This is a genomic window from Pantoea sp. B566 (assembly GCF_024793925.1).
In the GTDB taxonomy this organism is placed as follows: Bacteria; Pseudomonadota; Gammaproteobacteria; order Enterobacterales; family Enterobacteriaceae; genus Pantoea; species Pantoea ananatis.
The window spans coordinates 26,326-49,102 of record NZ_JANUQL010000002.1 but is presented as its reverse complement, the minus strand read 5'-3'; the positions used below and the strand labels follow the sequence as shown (position 1 = coordinate 49,102).

12 protein-coding genes and 1 pseudogene are annotated in these 22,777 nt (G+C 54.4%); 10 read left to right on the top strand and 3 right to left on the bottom strand.

Annotation, left to right across the window (positions count from 1 at the left end):
• Positions 1-33 precede the first annotated feature (33 nt).
• From NYE92_RS00220 to NYE92_RS00185, 8 genes are all read left to right on the top strand, one after another.
• A complete protein-coding gene (locus NYE92_RS00220; RefSeq protein ID WP_014333134.1) occupies positions 34-534 on the top strand; it encodes a GNAT family N-acetyltransferase in 501 nt (166 codons plus the stop codon).
• A gap of 88 nt (positions 535-622) precedes the next feature.
• Positions 623-1,414 (top strand): MBL fold metallo-hydrolase, encoded by a 792-nt coding sequence (locus NYE92_RS00215; RefSeq protein ID WP_014333133.1) that lies wholly within the window; start codon positions 623-625, stop codon positions 1,412-1,414.
• Positions 1,415-2,601: 1,187 nt separating this feature from the next.
• A complete protein-coding gene (locus NYE92_RS00210; RefSeq protein ID WP_105080770.1) occupies positions 2,602-5,103 on the top strand; it encodes a glucan 1,4-alpha-glucosidase in 2,502 nt (833 codons plus the stop codon).
• Between the two features lies 1 nt (position 5,104).
• Positions 5,105-6,109, top strand: coding sequence for a phosphogluconate dehydrogenase (NAD(+)-dependent, decarboxylating) (gene gnd / locus NYE92_RS00205; protein WP_014604624.1), 1,005 nt, complete (start codon positions 5,105-5,107; stop codon positions 6,107-6,109).
• Positions 6,110-6,126: 17 nt separating this feature from the next.
• Positions 6,127-7,497, top strand: a complete 1,371-nt coding sequence (zwf, locus tag NYE92_RS00200; protein WP_022622891.1) for a glucose-6-phosphate dehydrogenase — start codon at positions 6,127-6,129, stop codon at positions 7,495-7,497.
• Between the two features lie 18 nt (positions 7,498-7,515).
• Positions 7,516-8,211, top strand: a complete 696-nt coding sequence (locus NYE92_RS00195) for an ROK family protein (protein WP_029571349.1) — start codon at positions 7,516-7,518, stop codon at positions 8,209-8,211.
• 414 nt (positions 8,212-8,625) lie between these two features.
• The gene (locus NYE92_RS00190; RefSeq protein WP_014604621.1) at positions 8,626-8,844 is read left to right on the top strand and encodes a hypothetical protein; all 219 of its coding nucleotides are present in this window, start codon (positions 8,626-8,628) and stop codon (positions 8,842-8,844) included.
• 14 nt (positions 8,845-8,858) lie between these two features.
• A complete protein-coding gene (locus NYE92_RS00185) occupies positions 8,859-9,332 on the top strand; it encodes a DMT family transporter (RefSeq protein WP_029569538.1) in 474 nt (157 codons plus the stop codon).
• A 417-nt stretch (positions 9,333-9,749) separates the two neighbouring features.
• On the opposite strand, the gene NYE92_RS00180 is transcribed toward NYE92_RS00185, so the two are convergent.
• Positions 9,750-18,332 carry a glycoside hydrolase family 94 protein gene (locus NYE92_RS00180; RefSeq protein WP_259018294.1) on the bottom strand — a complete coding sequence of 2,861 codons (8,583 nt, stop codon included), beginning with the start codon at positions 18,330-18,332 and terminating at the stop codon, positions 9,750-9,752.
• Between the two features lie 157 nt (positions 18,333-18,489).
• Positions 18,490-18,648, bottom strand: coding sequence for a YnfU family zinc-binding protein (locus NYE92_RS00175; RefSeq protein WP_217267919.1), 159 nt, complete (start codon positions 18,646-18,648; stop codon positions 18,490-18,492).
• 304 nt (positions 18,649-18,952) lie between these two features.
• Between NYE92_RS00175 and NYE92_RS00170 the strand changes: the two are divergent.
• A pseudogene (locus NYE92_RS00170) lies at positions 18,953-19,212 on the top strand (IS30 family transposase); the annotation flags it as partial.
• A gap of 432 nt (positions 19,213-19,644) precedes the next feature.
• On the opposite strand, the gene NYE92_RS00165 reads toward NYE92_RS00170, so the two are convergent.
• Complete coding sequence (locus NYE92_RS00165) at positions 19,645-20,184, bottom strand: chorismate mutase (RefSeq protein ID WP_013027843.1); 540 nt, start codon at positions 20,182-20,184, stop codon at positions 19,645-19,647.
• Between the two features lie 569 nt (positions 20,185-20,753).
• Here NYE92_RS00165 and NYE92_RS00160 point away from each other — a divergent pair.
• A complete protein-coding gene (locus NYE92_RS00160; protein WP_110015489.1) occupies positions 20,754-22,682 on the top strand; it encodes a methyl-accepting chemotaxis protein in 1,929 nt (642 codons plus the stop codon).
• Positions 22,683-22,777: the final 95 nt, after the last annotated feature.

The window sequence follows — 22,777 nt, the reverse complement described above, 5'->3', positions numbered from 1 at the left end:
ACGGCGGCATCATCTTTAAGGGAGTATCGCATTATGCCTACCCCGGATAACTATCTCGTCCGGCAAGCAACGACGCATGACCTGGCAGGCATCACGGCACTGCTTCAGGAAAACGCAGCGGGCAATGGCGGCGCGCTGAATGGCGATTTCCCCGCCGAAAAAGTTGCCGGCATGCTGAATCACCCTGGCGCCATAGTGGCAGTCGCGCAGTGTGCGGCAGGGATTGCCGGCGTGTTATTTAGCACCTCATCATTCCGGCAAGGCCCGGAGGTGGTGAACGCCATGTTGCGCGCCTGGCCGCCCGGGAAGCAGTGCTGGATTTATGGCCCGGCCTGCATCAGCACCCGGGCCCGCGGTCAGGGCCTGCTGCTGCGTCTGTACGATGAACTGCGCAGTCACTACGGTACTAAGGCCCCGGTGCTGTTTATCCAGGCTGACAATCGTCGATCAATTCAGGCGCACGAGCGTCTTGGCATGACCCAGGTGGCGCAGTTTTACATCAACAACGTCCACTTTTTGGTCTACAGCCATTAATTGTCCTTCACGCCCTATGGCACAAATTGAAACCTGCACCTGATACAGGCTCTAAAATTAATCTGAAAGGGTTAAGGGAGAGCGCAGGATGATCAAAATTTGCCTCACGTGCGGCACGTCATATCAACAGCAGGATGTTCACATTGATCGCTGTAAAATCTGTGAGGACGAACGTCAGTATGTCCCGCCAACAGGACAACAGTGGATTTCACCTGAGGCGTTGCATGCGGCCCATAGTAATAAATGGTCTCAGCTGGAAAAGGGATTATTCAGCCTGCAAACGGTTCCTGAATTTGCTATTGGCCAGCGGGCTTTTCTTGTAAAGGGCGCGCAGGGCAACGTACTTTGGGACTGCATTCCTGATCTTGACGATGCCACGATTGACATCGTTCGTGCCCTGGGCGGCATCAGCGCGATTGCGGTTTCTCATCCTCATTACTACAGCACCATGCAAGACTGGGCAGCGGTCTTTGATGCCCCGATTTACCTGCACGCCAGTGACAGCGAGTGGATTATGCGTGACAGCCCCTATCTGCGGTTGTGGGAAGGTGAGGCAAAAACCCTCATGCCTGATGTGACACTGTTACGTCTGGGAGGACACTTTGAAGGTGGAACCGTGCTGCACTGGGCAAAGGAGGATGGCATCGTGCTGTCTGGTGATATCGTGCAGGTTAGCGCAGGGTCAAACGCAGTCTCTTTTATGTGGAGTTATCCCAATATGCTTCCTTTACCCGCCGCGACAATCACTGCGATCGTCAATCGACTTCAACCCTATGATTTCAGGAAACTTTACAGCGCATTTGAAGGGCGCGATATTATTGCCGATGCCAGCAGTGTGGTGAAGCAGTCGGCGCAAAAATATATCGATTGTTTACGCTAACCGCGGCGGACAGCTCCAGCGCTGTCAGCCATCAAGCTCATCGACCAGATCTACCTGCAAAGGTTTTCGCGTTTTGCGCACGTCGATATGCGCCAGCGCGCGCCTCAAGCAAGGCTTCCGCCTGAGGCGTCAATCGATTCATCGGCCTGACGAGTGATGAGCCCGGCGTCCTGCAGGCGGCTAATCAGCCCAGACGCGCCGTGCGGTTTTAAAATCAGCCGCTCTGCAACCTAACCACCGTTGCCGTTGCTTCTCGCGCTACCCAAATAGTCAGTGGCGCCTGATGTTGCTGTGGTGTCAATCTCACATTGCGTGCCTGACTATCACTAAAGGCAATAAATCTGCGTAGTTCCGTGCGGAAGTTGGCCAGCAAGATGTAATCAGCATCTGTCATTTTCGGCTGTGACATACAGTCACCTTTAGCGATGGGGTTTATGTCGTAACACGATGTAAGTTTTCTGCTTTTAGACATTGCAAAAAAAGACATTACGCAGGGGCGCACTGTCGATTTACCTGCCAGGCTCAACGTAGCTGGCCACAGGGTATCTCACGCTGCCTTGCCCGATCGGGCCTTGTACATTAGATATCTGACCTACCCTGCTATCACGTCCGCTACGGGCACAAAGCGATCGTTGAGCCAGACCTTTAGCCTGACCAGGACTACAGCGATAAGTGCAAAGATGCGGCTCAGCGCCGTACGCCCGACGTAGTCGGGCAAAGCCCTTTAAATGATGTGATTTCATGCGGTTAGCTGAAAATCCAGACGGGAGAGCGGTGCTATCAGGACGCACGTTCTTGCGCTGCCGGGCATCAGTCGGGTTCGTCTGAAGCAAGGCGCATCGTCGCCCTGGCTACCCAGAGATGGGGCGCGGGTTTAGTGTCCGCGCGATGAAGGGGAGCGGGTCGCGGCGGTTAATGAGTCAGTGAGAAAGACGTTCATGTGCGGATGAAGGTGAGCGGCGAAAAGTCGTCTTGTCGTGAATAATTTTCGGTGTTGCTGCGCTGATAGGGATGGTTGATTCAACACACTATCAGCGCTATATAAATCTTGGAGTTTGGTTCTACATTGCTCAGGCGCAAGGTGAACCGGGTTGCCCCGGGACAGAAAAGCCGCCGCATGAAGCCAGGATTTACTCCGCAACGTCGTCGTCTAGATTTTTTACGCAGACCGCCAAGGTATCCTAAAAATGTCAAACGCTGACAGCGACGCCGTCCCGTTGCAAACGTGCATGAAGCATGACGACCCGCCATTACGCGCAGGCGTTGACGCCGCCCCGGGAAGGCCAGGAATTGAAGCCCGATGGACATCGAGTGCCAAGAGCGGAATCGGCACGGCCCTTTCATCAGACTCGCGCGTCTGGTTCACCTTGAGCCACGGCGTTCTCAACGAAATCTATTATCCACGCGTTGACAGCGCCTGTACCCGCGATTGCGTCTTCGTTATCACGGGGCCTGAAGGTTATTTCTCCGAAGAAAAGCGCGACTGCCTGACCGAAACCCGACCCCACTCGCCAGGCATTCCGGCCTTCACCATCACCAACACGGCGCGTGACGGCCTCTACAGGCTTGAGAAGGACATCATTACTGATCCGGCCCGTGACTGTGTGCTGCAGCGGGTCCGTTTCACCGCGTTGAAGGGGAACGTTGAGCATTACACCGTCACCGCACTGCTCGCTCCCCATCTGGTGAATGCCGGACAAATGAACGCCGCCTGGATCGGCGAATTTGACGATAAGCCAGTGCTTTTCGCCACCGGCCGCTCCCGCTATCTGGCGCTCGTCTGCGACATCCCCTGGACGGCAATGAGCGCCGGGTTTGTCGGTATGTCAGACGGCTGGCAGCAGCTTAAAGAACAGGGACGCCTTGTGAACCAATACCGGCGGGCAGACGATGGCAATGTCGCGCTTGCCGGAGAGCTGGCGTTCACCAGCGCCTGCAGTGAAGCCACGCTGGCTATTGGTTTCGGCCAAACGGAATCCGAGGCCGCAGCGGCGGCAACCGCCAGTCTTAACGCGGGCTTTGATAAAGCGCGCGATGGGTATATTCGCAACTGGCAAGCGTGGCAGGACAGGCTCATTCCACTCGATCAAGAAGCGCGAAACGGCGTCAATACATACCGGGTTTCAACGGCGGTACTGGCCTCGCACAGAGCCGCTGATTGTCCCGGCGCCGTTGTCGCGAGCCTGACGATACCCTGGGGATTTTCGAAGGGCGATGACGATCTTGGCGGCTATCATCTGGTCTGGCCGCGAGACCTGGTCGAAACGGCAGGGGGTTTCCTGGCCGCAGGCGACGCCGACCAGGCACTCGCCATTCTGGAATATCTCCGTCGTGTTCAGGAGCCCTCCGGGCGCTGGCCACAGAACCTGTGGCTGGATGGAAAACCCTACTGGCCAGGCATCCAGATGGATGAGTGTGCATTCCCCCTTCTGCTTATGGATATGCTGCGCAGACTCGGCTATCTCGACAATAAAGCGCAGAAACGCTTTATGCCTATGCTACGCCGCGCGGCCTGCTACATTTTGACCAACGGCCCGGCGACCGCGGAGGACCGCTGGGAGGAAGACTCAGGCTACAGTCCGTTTACCCTGGCGGTCGAGATCGCTGCACTGCTTGCCGCCGCGGATCTGCTTTCGATAGACGGAGATGAAGCGGCGGCAAACCACCTGCGAGAAACCGCAGACTGCTGGAATGAGCAGATTGAAAAATGGACCTTTGCCGGGGATCCCCATTTTTGCACCTCGATTGGCATTTCCGGTCACTATGTCCGCATCGCGCCGTCGGGCGCAACGGATGAGGTCAGCGCATCCGGCAATACCGAGATTCGCAACCAGACACCGGATCGGGCGCTTCTGCCGACCGCTGATGTGCTGAGCCCGGATGCCCTGGCACTGGTGCGTTTCGGCCTGCGTGCAGCGGACGACCCGCACATCCTTGATACGATAAAGGCTATTGACCACAGTCTTCGGGTCGATTTACCTCAGGGGCCATTGTGGTATCGGTACACCGGTGATGGCTATGGCGAACACGCAGACGGCGCGCCGTTCGACGGTATCGGCCAGGGGCGTCCATGGCCTCTGCTGGCGGGCGAACGCGCGCATTACGAGCTGGCAGCGGGCAGGCACGACGCGGCTGAGGCGCTCCTGGCCACGCTGGAAAAATCGGCAGGCTCGGGCGGGCTGTTACCGGAACAGGTATGGGACGGCCCCGATATTCCCGATAAGGCGCTGTTCTTCGGGCGTCCTTCCGGTAGCGCCATGCCGCTTGTCTGGGCACATTCCGAACATATTAAACTGCTGCGATCGCTTCGCGATGGCGCGGTCTTCGATATGCCACCCCAAGGCGTTGAACGCTATATCAGAAATCAGACCGGATCGCATTTGCGCATATGGCGCTTTAACAACCGCGTATCCTCCCTTCCTGTCGGGAAGCAACTGAGGCTGGAAACGGAAGCGAACGCCCTGGTGCACTGGAGTACGGATGACTGGGCTACCGTTTCTGACTCCCCGGCGCGCTCTTCGGGGCTTGGAACCTATTATGTGGACCTGCCTGTACAGCACGAAACCGCAGGAACCCGTGTTGTCTTTACCTTTTACTGGCCTGACGTTGAACATTGGGAAAACACCGATTTTACCGTTCACGTCGTAAATGAACCGAACGATCAAACCCGCATTGGCAATGGAGAATGATATGCAGATTGGAATGGTAGGTCTCGGCCGCATGGGCGCCAACATGGTACGTCGCCTTCTTAAACAGGGCCACGAATGCGTCGTTTACGACGTGAACGCCGATAACGTTGACGCACTGGTTAAAGAAGGCGCAACCGGCGCGTTATCCCCTGGCGATCTGATTACGAAGCTGGAGGCGCCGCGCGCGGTCTGGCTCATGCTCCCCGCGGCGATAACACCAAAGATTGCGCGGGAGTTCGCAGCAGCGCTGAATAAGGGCGACGCTATTATCGATGGGGGCAACTCCTTTTACCGTGAAGCTATCGACCTCGCCGGGGAATTTTCACCTCTCGGAATCGACTATATCGACGTCGGCACATCGGGTGGCGTTTGGGGCCTCGAGCGTGGCTACTCCCTGATGATTGGCGGCCCGCAGGCGGCTGTGAAGCGCCTGGACCCGATTTTTGCGTCGCTTGCGCCCGGTGCCGGTCAGAACATTGCGGAAGATGCGGCCCTGGGCACGGCGCCGAGAGGTTATCTTCATTGCGGGCCAGCAGGCGCCGGACACTTCGTCAAGATGGTACATAATGGCATTGAATATGGTGTCATGGCCGCCTATGCCGAAGGCCTGAACATATTAAAAGCCGCCAATAGCGGAACCGGCGAGCGGGAGGCTGATGCGGAAACCGCGCCCCTTTCCAGTCCGCAATATTATCGTTTTGATATCAATCTTCCCGCCGTTACAGAGGTATGGCGACATGGCTCGGTGATCGGCTCCTGGCTGCTGGATCTGACAGCCGAGGCGTTGAAACAGGACCCGAATCTTAACCATTATGATGGCCGCGTGTCTGATTCCGGTGAAGGGCGCTGGACATTGCAGGCGGCTGTCGACACGGGCGTTCCTGCTCCGGTTCTCGCGTCTGCTCTTTTCGGGCGTTTCTCTTCTCGTGGCGAAGCACTGTTTGCCGAAAAAGTCCTCTCAGCCATGCGGCATGCCTTCGGCGGCCATTTGGAAAAAACCAGGTAACGCGGAGGTACACAGCGATGGCGCAGCAACGATCAGATGTGCTGGTAGTGTTCGGTGTCACCGGCGATCTTGCCTACAAGATGATATTCCCTTCTCTTTATGCAATGGTGAAGCGTAAAACGCTCAGTACGCCCATTATCGGTGTTGCATTTGAAGACTGGACGCGTGACCAGTTGATCGCGCGTGCAAAAGAGGCGGTTGAAAAACATGTCGATGTGGTCGATCAGGCGGTCTTTGCCGCACTGGCGGACAGGCTTTCCTACGTTTCAGGCGATTATCGATCTCAGTCAACATTCGACGGGCTGCGCGAGGCGCTTGCCGGTCATCATAACCCGCTCTACTACCTTGCCATTCCCCCCTCCCTGTTTGAAACGGTTGCGGGGGGGCTGGCAGAGGCCGGTATCGCGAAAAACGCCCGACTTATGGTGGAAAAGCCGTTTGGCCGCGATCTCGCTTCGGCAAAACAGCTGAACGAGGTGCTGCACAAGGTTTTCGATGAGGACGCGATTTTCCGCATCGACCACTTTCTGGGCAAGGAGGCTATCCAGAACCTCCTCTACTTTCGCTTTGCGAACAGCTTCCTTGAACCCATATGGAATCGTGAACATATCGAAAGCGTTCAGATCACCATGGCTGAGGACTTCGGCATCAAGGGACGCGGCAAATTCTATGACGAAGTTGGCTGCATCCGTGACGTGATTCAGAATCACCTGGTTAATGTGCTTCTGTTACTTGCCATGGAACCGCCCTCCTCCGGCGCATCCGACGATCTGGTTGATGAGAAAGTCCAGGTGTTAAAGGCCATGCCGCCGCTGTCAGACGATGACGTGGTTCGGGGTCAGTTTGAAGGCTATACCGATGAACCGGGTGTCGCCGCGTCTTCTCCGACGGAGACCTTCGCTGCGGTTCGCTTTCAGATTACAACGTGGCGCTGGAGTGGCGTTCCCTTCTATATCCGTGCTGGGAAAAATTTACCCGCGCATGCCACGGAAGTGGTTGTGCGCTTCAGGCGACCGCCAGTTACCCTTTTCGATGAAATTACCGACGAGCCCGCCAACTATATCCGCTTTCGCCTCGGCCCGGATATTACGATCGGCATTGGCGCGAGACGCAAGGCGTCCGGCGAAAAGATGCGGGGTGAAGCGGTCGAACTCACCGCGCTGGACGATGGTCTGGGCGATATGGCGCCCTACGAGCGGCTGATTGGCGATGCCATGGCGGGCGATCGTCAGCTTTTCACCAGGCAGGATGCAGCAGAGCTGGCCTGGAAAATCGTCGAACCCGTACTGAAGGATAAAACCGTTCCACCTGCCTACAAACCAGGAACCTGGGGGCCTGCCGCTATGGCGGACTTTATGCCCCCCGGCGGCTGGGTCGATCCCGTTTGAGCCTATGGAGAATTACCAATGACGCGGCAAACTAAAAAAAAGAAAGATCATGTTGTTTTGTCCATCGACATCGGCGGAAGCCATGTGAAGATCCTCTCCAGCACTGGCGGGGTAAAAAAGAAGGCAGATAGTGGAAAAAACATGTCGGCCGCAGACATGGTTGCCGCGGTTAAGACCCTGGCTGAAGGCATGTCCTATGATGTGATCGCGATGGGATTTCCGGGTCCCGTCGCGGACAATAAACCCATTCGGGAGCCCGCCAACCTCGGTGAGGGCTGGGTGGGGTTTGACTATGCAGGCGCCTTTGGCTGCCCTGTTCGTATCGTCAACGACGCCCTGATGCAGGCGCTGGGTTCCTATCAGGGCGGACGCATGCTGTTCCTCGGTCTTGGCACGGGACTAGGGGCTGCGATGATCATCGAAAACGTCGCTCAGCCCATGGAGATCGCTCACTTACCTTATCGCAAAGGCAATAGCTACGAACACTACGTAGGTGAAGCCTACCGGGTAAAAAAGGGGAACAAAAAATGGCAGGCGCGGGTTTTTGACGTGGTGGAAATGCTGACCACCGCGTTGCAGCCTGACTACGTGGTTTTAGGCGGAGGAAACGTAGATGAACTTGACTCACTCCCGCCAAAGTGCCGGAAAGGCGACAACACACTGGCATTCGAGGGGGGATTTCGTCTCTGGAACGATCCGAGCTTAATTACTTGATTTCAAAGCGTTGATTCGATGGGAAATATTTTCCTGAATCACGAATAGCCTTTTTTCTGGCGGAGCAGCAGCAACCATCATGGTTCAGCCCGCCTGAAAAAAATGCCCCCATCCTCCTCCACAGACGCGCATTTTATCTACACAACAGAAGCAAAAAAGCGAGGGCGCTATGCGCGCCATAACTCCATCATGCGTTCCCCCTTGCCAAACCCTTATAGACATGGGGATTCGTATTGAGCGGGAGCCAAACCCAAACGTCATTGTCAGGCTCATCACCCGGCTTCATCACGCCCTGATGACATCTCCCGAGCTCATTGACAGACCAGGTGTGCGCCGGAAAACGTCGGAGACCTGCGCCAGCGCTATCCTTTCAGCGGCCTCCTTAGCCCTGAAACCGGCAAGGTGTTTGAATTTATGTTCGACGGGATCAATACCTTTACACCCCGCCATCTGGTGTTTTTTACCTCCGACCTCCATTCTGCATTTCAGACGGCGTTAGCCGGGAAAGCGGGTGTGGACAGTGAACGCCTTCGCGCAGCCATTGATGAATCACGTGAATACCTTTTTTCGGCAGCAGGGTATGAGCCAGACATCTTTGCGGAAAAATTCCTGCCGCTGGTGCAGGCAAACTAACTGAGATGAACAGCATGAGCGCGATTTATTACGTACTGGCTTTTGCAGCAGGTCTGGGTATTACCCTGCAGACAACATTGAACAGTCAGCTTGCAAAAGGGCTCGGGGGCGACCCGGTCACCGCCGCGTTATTTTCCTTCACGGCCTCGGCGTTGAGCCTCGGCGTTTACTCGCTGCTACGTGGAGGGGTTTTCACCGCCCTTGCTGCCATCCCTTCACAGCCTCTGTGGAGTCTGGCGAGCGGACAGATCGGTGCCTGTGCGTTATTCAGCTATGTGGTACTTGCACCAAAAATCGGTTTTTCAGCCCCGCTCGGGTTGGCGATTGTCGGACAGTTGCTCTCATCACAGGTGATCGACCATTTTGGTCTGTTGGGCACCATAAGACAGCCGGTTTCGCTCATCAAGATGGGCGGCGTGTTGGTCATGCTGACCGGGCTCGGCATCATGCTTTTTGGCGACCGGCTTACCGAGCATTTTCTGTATTAACCAAGCGACACTGCTGGTTAGGGACGTATGTCCAGTCGCAGACGTCCCTGACCTTCGGTTCGTTCACCCTCGCAACTTTTATCCTCCTGGAGAAATAACATATTTTCAGTAGCAGCCCATGTCAGCAATTTGCTGGGCGAGTGCCCCTCTGGTCCCAAAGAACATGCAGACTTTACTGGACAGATATTGATGCTTGCCTTTCAGGAAGAGACCGGCGAAGTCATGCGCTGGCCTCTGCCTGAACGCCTCGGATGGATTGTCCACAACTGATTTATATGTTGCGCTCTCAAGGGGGCTGAATCTGTTACGATCTTCTTCGGTCGTGATGAGTTCTCACTATAATAACTCTCCATAGACTGCCCCTAAACGATCGAACCTTAGTGTTTATAAGGTCCGCTTCTGGCACAGAGCGGACGGTCAGCGCTGAATAATATCGACATTGTGATTTTGTCCATCATCCCGCAAAGGAATGCTGTCATCCGGCAGGAGCGTGCCATCCATAGTCACTCGAGGTTCACCGTCGTGACGAGAAATGCTAATGTAATACTGACTGCCCCCGTGTTGATAGGTCAGGCTGATCGAAGGCCAGTCATCAGGTAAGTGAGTGCGAATAACCAGCGTCTCTCCGTGCCGTTTTATTCCGAGTAACTCTTCAGTCACCAGACGGTAGGCCCAGCCTGCGGAACCGGTGTACCAGCTCCACCCGGCACGGCCGGTATGAGGTGCAACGCTGTATACATCTGCACTCATCACATAGGGCTCCGCCTTGTAGATGTTAACGCCTTCAGTCTGCAGCGTGTGGTTTACCGGATTGATCATTGACCATAGTTGCCACGCTCGCGCTTTTTGTCCCATCCGGGCAAACGCCATGACCGCCCAGATGGCGCCATGCGTGTACTGCCCGCCGTTTTCCCTCACACCCGGAAGATAACCCTGTATGTAACCGGGATTAGGACCATGACCATCAAACGGTGGCGTTAGCAACTTGATCAATCCTGCATCGTTATCCACCAGATAGCTGTCGAGTGACTGCATAGCCTGCGCACTGCGCACTGGATCAGCTGCGCCGGACAAAACGGACCAGCTTTGTGCAATCGCATCGATCCAGCACGCCTGCGATTCTCTTGTCCCCAGCGGCGTACCATCGTCAAAGTAGCCGCGGAGATACCATGCACCATCCCAGGCGTAAGATTCGAGATTTTTTTGCAGGCTCAGCGCTTCTGAATAGCACAATGCTGCCACGCGTTCATCCTGGCGCTGTTCAGCCAGCGCCGCAAAGCGTTGCAAAATATCGTAGAGGAAAAAGCCGAGCCAGACGCTTTCACCTTTGCCTTCAATACCGACCAGATTCATCCCGTCATTCCAGTCACCTGCCCCCATTAGCGGCAGGCCGTGCTGGCCGAAGTTTAGCCCCCGCTCAATCGCTTTTACGCAGTGCTGCCACAACGTCTCTTCGAGGTGGCTGATAACCGGCGTATCATAAACTGATTCTTCGCCGGGCTTGAGCGGACGCCCTTCAAGATAGGGAATCTGCTGCGCCAGCACGCCAGTATCTCCCGTTGTATCCACATAGTGACAAGCCGCAAGCGGAAGCCACAGGTAGTCATCCGAACAGCGGGTTCGCACGCCATTACCCTGCGGAGGATGCCACCAGTGTTGCACATCCCCCTCAATAAACTGCCGTGAGGCACACAGCAGGATCTGGCTGCGCAGTCGCTCCGGTGCAACGTGGCTCAGCGCCAGCGTATCCTGCAACTGATCGCGGAAACCAAATGCCCCACCGGACTGATAGTAGCCGCTGCGCGCCATGATGCGACAGGCTAATGTCTGGTACAGCAGCCAGCCGTTTACCAGCAAATCAACGCTGCTGTCGGGCGTCTGCACAACGACCTTATCAAGCACGTTGTGCCAGAAATGGTGAACCTGATTCAGCGCCTGACGCGCATTATCCTCATGCAGAAAACGGGCAAGCGTTTCCTGTGCCTGTGCCGGGTTATCGGCCACGCCGAGGACAAAAACATAGGTTTTCTGGTCACCGTCAATAAGGGAGGTTGTCGACTGTAACGCGGCACAGGGATCAAGCCCGGCTCCCGTTTTACCCGAGAGTCTGCGAAGCGTCATGGCGGCCGGGGCGCGCAGTGAACCATTACGCCCGATAAACTCGCGGCGGTCGCCCGTTACCGTACTCTGAGGATCGTTAACGGCGAAAAAGGCGGTGCGTTCCCCGCCATTAGCACCGTAGAAGTTATTGGCCATGACCGCACTTCCCCCCGCGAGGCCGGGCGAATGCGTGATGATATGTGCAGCAGAGTGGTTGCGCGTTGCCCCAAGTGTCCATTCCACGTAGCCGGTGACAGACAATTTGCGTGTACGGCCCGAATGGTTGCTGAGCTTCAGTATTGCAAGCTTAACCGGCGCCTGCTCGTCCACCAGGACTGTCAGTTCGCTGTCCAGTCCATTTTCACGGTGGGCAAACACGCTGTAACCAAAACCGTGGCGGGTAAGATAATCGCCCTGACCGCGCACGGGCAGGGTCATGGGTGACCAGCATGCGCCGCTTTCTTCATCACGCAGATAGAATGCCTCCCCGCTACGATCGCTTACCGGATCGTTTTCCCACGGCGTTAAGCGATATTCGTGCGCATTTTCGAACCAGCTGTAGGCCTGGCCTGCTTCAGAAATCACGCTGCCAAAGTTCTCGTTTGCCAGCACGTTTGACCAGGGCGCTGGCGTCGGTTGGTTTTCTCTCAGCAGGATCTGATACTCGCGACCGTCCTGAGAAAAGCCACCGTATCCGTTGAAATGGCGCAACAGGTGAGTTTCCGGTATCCAGTCGGCGTGATGATTGCTCTCTGACGTCACCGAGGGCACAAAAGGCCTGACGCGTTTTTTTGTTGCGTGAATACGCTGGTTAAGTTGTTCATTGATGCCGTCAGCGCGATCGTCCAGGCTCAGACAGGCCACGCTCATCAGCAACTGCTTGTCTTCGACAGACAAATGCTCACCGTTACGGACAAAAATCCCCCCGGGTTTATCTAACAGGCTGGCTTCAGAACCGGCATAGATTAAATCCATAATCTGCGTCTGCAGCGCCTGCTGGTAACCTCCAGGGCTGTTATTAAGAATCACCAGATCCACCTCCAGCCCTTTCAGTCGCCAGTAGCGATGTGCCTGAATCAGCGTGGTGATAGAAGCAATTTTTTCCTCGCTGGTCAGGCTGATCAGCACAATCGGCAAATCACCTGAGATCCCCCAACCCCACAGGCCCGACTGACCACGTCGGTTTCGGCTAATGGCCTGTTCGTCACCGCGCAGTTCCTGACAGGGATAAAGTACCGCGCTGGCGAGGCGGTTGAACAAAGTTGCGTCATCTTCGCTGGCATTCATCTGCCGTAACACAACCAGACTGTGGGACCAGGCCAGTTCAAACACGCGATCGGCAATAGGATGATCGCGGTATTTTTCCATCAGCGCGAGGCTTTGCTGACGGTTTTCGCTGACGCCAAAAACGATATCAATGGTCACCGGCTGTCCGGGCTGGAGTGTAATCGCGTGGCGTATCGACAGTATCGGATCCAGCACGGCGCCGGACGTGTTGCTGAGCGGCCCGTTCATGCTGACCGCCTGGGCATCAGCCGGGCTTTTTCCCCGGCCGATGAATCCCGCTCTGTCGGTGTCGAATGAAACGTTCTCTGAACAATCGCCATGCACCACCATCATATGAAACAGATACGGGCTCTGTTCATCCGGCGAGCGTGCACGCCGGTGGCACAAAATGGCATCATGCCTGGGATCGGCTTCCGTCTGAATAAACAGGTTGCTGAACGCCGGGTGCGCCTGATCGCTGATGTCCGAGGCAAGCACCACTTCAGCATAGGTCGTCAGCTCGAGTGTTCGTGGGCTTCGGCCTCGATGCATCAGGGTGACACGACGCAGTTCGATGTCATCTTCCGGTGAGACCACAACCCGGGTTTTCACGCTGAGCGAGCCGAGCACGCGCCTGAACTCGGCCCCCGCATCGGTAAAGATGATTTCATCGCTGATGTCCGCACTGGCCCCCAGAGGGTGACAGGTATTGCTCCACACCTCGTCAGTGAGCGGATCCCGGATATAGCAGAACGTTCCCCAGTTATCACGGGTGCTGTCGCTGCGCCAGCGTGTCAATGCGATGTTGTTCCAGCGACTGTATCCCCCACCGCCTGGCGTTATCATTAGATGGTAATGCCCGTTGGACAATAATTGTATCTCGGGGGTCGGCGTATCCGCATGCGTGAAGATTCGCGGTTCATAGCGCACAGGCTTAATTCTTCCCTCATGGGACTCAAAATGACGACGCGGGCTGTAGAGTTCAACCTCATCGGGTACGCGCTCCTGTAACAGCAGGCTGGCCGATCTGAACGCCGGACTCGACATGAATCGCCCGGCCATAGGGGCATCAAGCAGCAGATGCCCCAGCGCCTGGAAAGCCATGCCCTGATGGTGCGCCATCCAGGATTGAACAACCAGGAAAAGCTGCCCGGTTGCCAGTCGCGATGGCGTATAGTCCAACGCTTCATAAAAACCATATTCGCCGCGCGCGCCGTTTTCCTGCAGCCTGAGCAGATTGTCGCAGGCCTTTTGCGGTGAAACCAACAGCGCCAGCAGCGTGGCATAAGGGGCCACCACCATATCGTCGGCGAGTCCGCGCCGGAGACCAAGGCCGGGTACGCCAAATGCCTGATACTGATAATTATGTTGAACATCAAACGCATGGTAGCCAGACTCAGAGACGCCCCACGGCACGCCACGCTCTTTGCCCCAGTTTATCTGCCTGATTACCGCAGATTTGCTCATCTCATCCAGCAGACTGCCGTGCCAGGTTGGCATCACCAGATTCGGCATCAGATATTCAAACATTGAACCGCTCCAGGACATCAGGGCAGTTTCACGATCGATGGTGGTAAACAGTCGGCCAAGTGCATACCAGCTTTTAAGCGGCAGCTGATTCGTCGCAATAGCGACAAAACTGGTCAGGCGGATTTCTGAAGGCAAAAGATCGTAGTGGCTTTTATCCAGCGTGTTGGTATCGCAGTTGTAGCCCACACTTAGCATGCTGGTAGCCGTGTTATACAGAAACGTAAAATCCATTCGCGCATGGTCAGCGAGACGTTGTTCAAGTTCGCTGATAATCGCCAGTCGCCGCCGGGCCTGGGTCATAACGGCTGTCGGCGCGATAACCGCCTCAAGGGTGATTCCGCCAGCCAGCTCACTCAGCGTAGGCAGGGCCTGTGCATGATATGTCACCGGTAGCCAGCCAAGCAGCGTCGTCCATTCATCACAGAGCTGCTGCAGTTGACTGACCAGATGCGCCGTCCAGCGCACCACCACGCGGCTTTCCTCCTGAGACAGCCGGGCCAGTTCGTTGCCGTGCACCTGCATTTTTTTGAGTTCGCTTAACCACTGCCCTGAAGGTAACGATGCAGCATTAAGGCACTGCGTGCGCAGCACGCCCAGGCTGGCTGGCGCGTTATGGCCCCAATATTTTTCCAGCACATGCAGAGTATCATTCAGCCCCTCCAGTAGGCGTACGCCGTTGAAAACGGGCTGATGACGCATGGCTGACAGCCCTTCGCGCAGTGTCAGTAAGTGGCCGGCCATATTGCCGCTGTCAACGCTGGAAACATAACGCGGGCTGAGTGGCGCAAGCGTGCGGGTGTCATACCAGTTATACAAATGTCCCCGGTAATGCTCCATCTTATCCAGCGTGTCGAGCGTCTGCGTGATGCGCTGCAGGACATCCGCGCCAGAGAGATAACCGAAATCCCAGGCCGTAAGGTTCGCCAGCAAGGACAGTCCGATATTGGTGGGTGACGTGCGATGCGCGATTTTTGGCTCCGGGATTTCCTGATAATTGTCCGGGGGAAGCCAGTTTTCCTGCGCCGTCGCGAAGGTCTCGAAAAACGCCCAGATTTCTCTGCTGGTCTGACGCAGAAGTCGTTTCTGTTGCGGGTCAGGCAGAAACGCCTTACGCGCTGGCGGGCGGCTCAGTCCACTCAATAATAGCGGTGCCAGGCACCATGACAGGCTGATGATCAGGGCCAGGGTCAGCCATTGTGGCGCCAGTAACAGCGTCAGAAGCGTGAGTGCCGCACCACAAGCCACATTCAGCCACATTACCCGATAAAAACGAAAGGCAGAAAGTTGGGACTGAAGGCTGTCCGGACTGTGGCTTGACCATTGCGTCAGGTTGCGCTGGCTGATGCCAAGGCGCCAGAGCGTTACGGCGATCGCATACAGCGAATAGCCCGCCTCATGGGGCAATAAAATAAAATTGAGTCCAATCCGGGAAAGTCGCTTCAGTGCCCCCGCCGTAACCAGCACCAGATGTTGCCTCAGAGGACGACGATGCGGCTTGTTGGCAAGATCGATAAGGATACAGAGCACAGCAGGCAGCAGCCAGACCAGGGCCAGAACGCCCAGCCAGTATCCCGGATTCGGCACCCACAGCAGCGCGCTAAACTGCAGCACCAGTAATGCGGGGGCGACCAGGCTGCGGCGCAGGTTATCAAACAGCTTCCAGCGAGAGAGCGCTGACAATGGGTTTTTATCCCGCGTCCCATCCGCTTTTCGGACCCGCAGCTTAAGCCAGTTAAGCAGTTGCCAGTCGCCACGGATCCAGCGCGTACGGCGTGCGACGTCGGACAGATAGTTGTTCGGGTACTGCTCGTAGAGTAAGACCTCGCTCAGCAGCCCGGCGCGGGCATAGCATCCTTCCAGAAGATCGTGACTGAGCACCAGATTTTCCGGGCAGGTGTTGGCCGTGGCCTGGACAAAAATATCCACGTCGTAAATTCCCTTGCCGACGAAGGAGCCTTCTTCAAACAGATCCTGATAGATATCTGAAGACATCATGGAATAAGGGTTATTACCCGGTACGCTGCTGCGCATCGCGGCATAGCGGCCCTGACCGTTACGCGGCATCTCTTCTGCCAGCCCCGGTTGTAAAATACCGTATCCTTTGACGACCCGCTGACATCGCGGATCGTATTCCGGCTTGTTCAACGGATGCGCCATCGTTGCGACCAGCTTATGCGCGGTATCACGTGGCAGGAGCGTGTCGCTGTCCAGCGTGATGACATACTTAATCTGTCTGGGTAAGCGGTTCGCGGGCATGCCCGCAACGCTGGAAAATTGCGTGTCTGGATGACGTAACCAGCTGTTCAGCAACGCCAGCTTGCCCCGTTTGCGTTCATAACCCATCCAGATCCCCTGCGATGCATTCCATTCAGGCGAGCGGTGGAGCAAATAAAAGCGCTGATGGCGGCAAGGATAGCGCAGGTTAAGCCGGTGCATTTCTGACATCGCCTGACTAAACAGTGCGCGTTGTTCATCCGTACTTTCAGTCGCCGCGTCAGCAAAATCGGTAAGAAGCGCGAAACAGAGGTTATCGTCCTGGTTGCCAAGCCAGCACACTTCAAGGCTTGTGAGGAGCGTGCTGAAGCCGGCGTGACTCGTCAGCATGCAGGGGATCGCCACCAGCGTGGAGGATGTCACCGGAATCCCGTCAGAAAAGTCCATTCGTGGCAGCGGTCGGGGAGTCCGAAAGCGGGTCGTCGCTTCACTGAGTATATCGCTGACCAACTGACTCAACGCCACAATCAAAGGTAAAGCCAGTAGTAACAACCACCAGGCCATACCCAGACTCGCTGTGTCATACAATATTGCGGCGGTGGCCGCCGTGGTTAACAGGCTCATGCTCCCAAGCCAGGATAACAGAGGATATCTGTTGAGACTGTGCCGCAAGCGTTTGAGGCCAGAGCTCGCCACCGACAAATGGTGATCTAACTGACGCCGCCCTTCTCCCATCAGATAATATCCAATGTGATGAGAGGGCATGCCCGGTTGGGTTGATGCTGACAACGCCAGTATGCGGCTTGCCACGTCGGGCTCACTGAGCTGACTTTCCCGGGCCAGAATCTCAATCACATGGCGATAATGATCGCGGGTATCAAAATGCATACAGGAATATATGCCCGCCGGATCGCGACGTAACGTCTGCTCAACCACACTAATGTTCTCGACGAAATCAGCCCAGTTGGTTTCATTGAGCAGGCGTAACCCGGCAATACTGTTGCTGACGGAAAGTTGACTGGCCGCAAGCTGTTGGTTGAAGCGATGGATCAGTAACTCGGTTGTGAGGCCTTGCTCGGCAAGGCGTTGTTCTACCCAGCCCAAGGGTAATGCCAGCGCATTCCCCTGCCCGTGCAGACGACGAACCATTTCCGCGACAAAGGCACTGCTCAGTGGCGGCCGGGAACGCGCCATGTCGGCGATCACCAGAATGAGGTCAGCTGGCGCATGTTCGGCGCAGTCGGTCATCCGCGTTATCCAGCTGTCAGCAAGGCTGCGTTCCTGCTGAGCCTGAACCACCTCAATACTGACCCGACGCAGATTTTCAATCAGCGCCAGTCGCAACATACCGGGCAACGCCCAGACTTCCCCTAACGTCAGCGGCGTGACCTGTTGGTAGGCGCCGATGTAGCTGGTCAGACTGGCGGTGTCCCAGCGTCCGTCACCATGCGCAACCGCCTCGGTAGCAATATCATAGATACGCGGACAAGGGTGCGGAGACGCGAGTGAAGGGAGACCTTTGCCAAAGCTGGTCGGCAAGTGCTGGCGGACGTTGCGAATTTGCTCCTCAATCAGGTAGTAGTTGTCCAGCAACCACTCCCCAGCGGGCATAATGCTGGTTTTTTTACCGGCGTTAAGCGTGTAACAGTTTTGTGTAATAACGGCTTCGTTATCACTTAATCGTTTGAGCAGGTAGTACGGCATCTTGTCCGGCGACAATTTATGCGTATGCGCCAGCTTTTGACCATAACGCTCAAGCTGAGGCGTTGAGAACAGCTCCGGGCGCGGAGTGTTTTCCCCCATAGGGTCATTGGAAGAAAACGATGCGCGCCCTGGCGCTTTTGTCATGATACGGGCGCGGCGAAACCATGCCCCAGGATTTATTTTCATAGTCTTGCTCTCATGCGACATTAACGCGCAGGAGCAGTTGAGAAATCAGTTCAGAAACGTTCTCTCAGGATGGGCGTAAGGCATCAGGGATTTATCAGCTGCAGGTCCAGGTCTTTACGGTATAACAGGGAAGATCGTCGGATCTGAAAGTCAGGTGCTAACGTGGAGAGACAAAGAGAGATTTACATCCCGGACAAAGCATAGCCTGTTTCAGGCGAATCTTTGAGGCAGGCTGGGAGGAACTTAAACCGCAGGCAGGACAGACTACCGTGGACGGAGCACTCATGAACTTCCTTGCGTAATCGAGAAGAGACATGGTGGTTACCCTTTAGAGGAATGAAACTCATACTATCACAGTTGATTAATTTCCAATCGATTTGTTTCGTTTTTACCTGCCTGCAAGTGAGCAGTTACATAAAGTGGGAGGATTATTTAATTTTGCCCCTGGAAAAAGGCGTCACTTTCATACTTTTTCTAAAAAAATATTATTGCTAAAAACCTCAGTTTTTTACTGACTGTCAAAAAAAAGCGCTTGCGACGGTTATTTATGCCCTGTTTTTAAGCGCTTCCGAGAGTATCAACGCTCTAAACAATCAGGGGTGAGGCTCCTTTAAGAACTGATGACCCGCCACACCCGGTTTACTGTAGCAGCAGACATCCAGATTTACTTCTGCGATCCTCAATCCCCTGGCAATGTGGCTGAAATGAAAATACGAACAGGTTGCTCAGACAATATTTTCCAAAGGGAACTAACTTATCGGTTCACAGCCAGCAAAGACTAAACAGTGTTGCAAGGCAGCTCAACGAAAGACCGAGAAAAACGCCAGACTATGAATCACCCGCAGAAGGGTTCAATAAATGTGTTGCATCTATCGGTTGAACTCACAGCACAAAGCGGACGTTTTAATCTGAATTAACCCCTGCATGCAGTGAGAGCCGTGTTTCGAATGGCGCTTAAGCGGCATGACGGCGCCAGAGGACGTAAAAGATGGCGCAGATGATGAACGGCCCCTTACGCCCGACGTAGTCGGCTACAGCCATATAAATCGTGACATTCCCTACCTTTCTTTAAACAGCCCTGCAGGCTTTCAGCAATGAAGAAACGCAGGTAACCCGGATGAGCGTGCTTTCACCGCGAAAGGCGCAATTGCCGGGTTACGAAGCGTCAACTTCCTGCTGACGCTTCGGGGAGTTAAGGATTCTTAGAGTAAAAATTGCGGTACCCGTTAAGGTAGATAACCTGTCACGTTGCAAACGTATGAGAAGACGTTCAAGGATGTTGGACGTACATTCCGCCGCGCGCGGCGGACCGTTATTTTTTGAGCCGAATGTGCTCCAGCCCCAGCAAAACGTTATTGATGTCGTTATCACTCAGATGCTGGACATTCAGCTGCTGATGTAGCTGAGCTAAATCGCCTTTGGTAAAACCACCCTGTGACAGCTGCTGGTTGATGGCTTGCAAAATCTGTCCGTCTAACAGATTAATCTGCTGGCGCAACTCTGCCAGATCTTTCGCGGGTGGGACGGCATGCGGAGCACTCAACCAGTCTGCCAGATAACGATACTGAATCGCTTTACTTGCATCCATCAGTCCCTGAAAAAAAGCGGTCACAGACTGTGGATCGAGGCCAGCTTTTGCCGATTTCTCTTTGGCTTCGGCTAACACATCCTGTTCCCGAGCCAGGTCTTCAATCGGCTTATTGTGCGTTTTTTTGAAGGCTGCAACATCCTTCATTAACAGCATTCTCTCATGCAGTGCCCGAGAGAGTAGTGAAACGGGTTCTGACGCTGGCGCGGCGGCGGCAGAGCCGCAGAAAATTAATGCAGCAAGAAGAAAGGTCATATATTGCATGTTTGGTTAGCCTGTTTCCAAATAGTTGAAAAAGATTAATCAGATTAAACGTACCTCTCAGGGAGCGAGTTTCATAGAAATATCATTTAATCTCTGTAATTAACTAATACAAATTATAACTAGAATGTTAATCACTAAGCTGGCGATGTTAAGAGAAAGTAACGTATTTTTTCTGCACATTTAAGTTTCAGGGGTGATTATCAAATCTTTAAGATGTTAATAAATACCCGCCGGAAGGCAGATCAACCAACCTATTGATTTTAAAATCTTTTATTCTTGGTAAAGATTTTTAAATTTTATATTTTTTCTGGTTTCAAATGAAAAAAAAAGTCAGCAAAAAACCTGCTTAAATTATTCGCCCCCTAACTATTATGGGCTTAACTGTTAATACTAAACCATAAAAAAGTCGTAAAACAGCGCTTAAACAGACTGATGTCACAGTTGTGAATTTATATTTCAAATTGTCTTTAAAGTTTTCATGGTGGTAGTCGATAAGTTTCATTAAGCAGTGTGGGGTTAATACAGGCTGCAAAACACGCTTTCTTTTTCCTTCCTGTCAGGGTGAAATTATGTTTATTACACGTACGTTTTCCGATATGAAAATAGGAAAAAAGCTGGGGTTGAGTTTTGGCGTGCTTATCGTTGCGACCCTCGCGATAGCGCTTCTGGCCTTTAAAGGTTTCCAAAGCATTAAAGAGAATTCAGCAAAACAAGACGTTACCGTCAACATGGTCAATACACTCAGTAAAGCGCGCATGAACCGTTTACTGTATCAGTACACGAAAGACGAGCAGTATGCTCAGGTCAACGCCCGCGCACTCAACGAATTAAGCGCCCATTTTGACACGTTAAAGAAATTTGACTGGAACGCTCAGGGTGAACAACAGCTTGACGTTCTGGGGAGCGCGTTACAAAGCTATCAAACCCTGCGCCAGGCATTCTATCTCGCCTCCAAAAAGACCTTTGCGGCTTCTGCGGTTATTCAGGGTAACGATCTGCTCACGCTTGGGCAAAGTCTTGATGGGGTGAATATTCCCGCTCAGCCAGAGGTAATGCTGCAGGTATTACGCTTAGCCTCATTACTGAAGGAGGTCGCCGGTGACGTCGAGCGCTTTATTGACAAGCCCACTGAAGCCAGTAAAGTCGAAATTTACGGTAATATTACGTCCATTGAGCAGATCCGAACTCAGCTTTCGGCGCTCGCCATTCCTGAGATCCAGACGGTCCTTAATACGCAAAAAACGGATCTGACGCAATTAAAGCAGGCTTTCACGGACTATATGACTGCCGTGGGTGCAGAGGCCGCTGCCTCTTCACAACTCAGTGCAGTGGCCGAAAAGTTAAATACATCTGTGGCTGAGCTCTTTGACTACCAGGCATCTGAATCTACCAGCGCTCTACTTAACGCTGAACGTCAGATCGCCGTCGTTGCCGCATTGTGTATCCTGCTCAGCCTGTTGGTTGCCTGGCGTATTACGCGCGCCATTACGGTACCGCTGAAAGAAACGTTGAGCGTGGCTCAGCGCATCTCTGAAGGCGACCTTACCGCCACGCTTTCAACCACGCGGCGCGACGAACTGGGCCAGTTGATGCAGGCGGTCAGCGTGATGAACGAAAGTCTGCAAAACATCATCACCAACGTGCGCGACGGAGTGAACAGTGTGGCGCGTGCCTCTTCTGAGATCGCCGCCGGTAATATGGACTTGTCATCGCGCACTGAACAGCAGTCTGCCGCCGTGGTGCAAACCGCTGCCAGTATGGAAGAGTTAACTTCCACCGTTAAGCAAAATGCTGAAAACGCGCACCATGCCAGCCAGCTTGCAACGGAAGCATCGGCGAATGCCGGACGGGGCGGTGACATCATTCGTAACGTAGTCACCACCATGCAAGGCATTACAACCAGCTCAGGTAAAATTGGCGAAATCATCAGCGTAATCAATGGAATATCTTTCCAGACAAATATTCTGGCGTTGAACGCAGCTGTTGAAGCGGCACGGGCGGGCGAGCAAGGTCGGGGTTTTGCAGTTGTCGCCGGCGAAGTCAGAAATCTTGCGCAGCGCAGTTCTGTGGCGGCGAAGGAAATCGAGACGCTGATCCGTGACTCACTGCATCGTGTTAACGAAGGGTCCACGCTGGTCGATCAGGCGGGATCGACGATGGATGAAATAGTCTTGTCCGTCACGCAGGTGAAGGACATCATGAGCGAAATCGCGGCGGCTTCCGATGAGCAAAACCGCGGCATATCACAAATTGCTCAGGCAATGACAGAAATGGATACCACAACACAACAAAACGCCGCACTGGTTGAAGAGTCTTCAGCCGCCGCCAGCTCGCTGGAGTCTCAGGCAGAAGAGCTGGAAAAAACGGTCGCCGTGTTCCGTTTGCCCGCGAACAAGAGTGGAATGGCCGTTAGCCACAACACAGCAAAATCTGTGACCAAAGCGCCTGTCTCTCTTCGTCAGCCCAGTCCAGCTGAGGGTAACTGGGAAACGTTCTGACTGTGATGATAAAAAACGCCGGCATAATGCCGGCGTTTGTGTTTGATACGCATCAACGCGGTTCGCCAACCCTGCCCCTGCTCTTTCGGCATAGC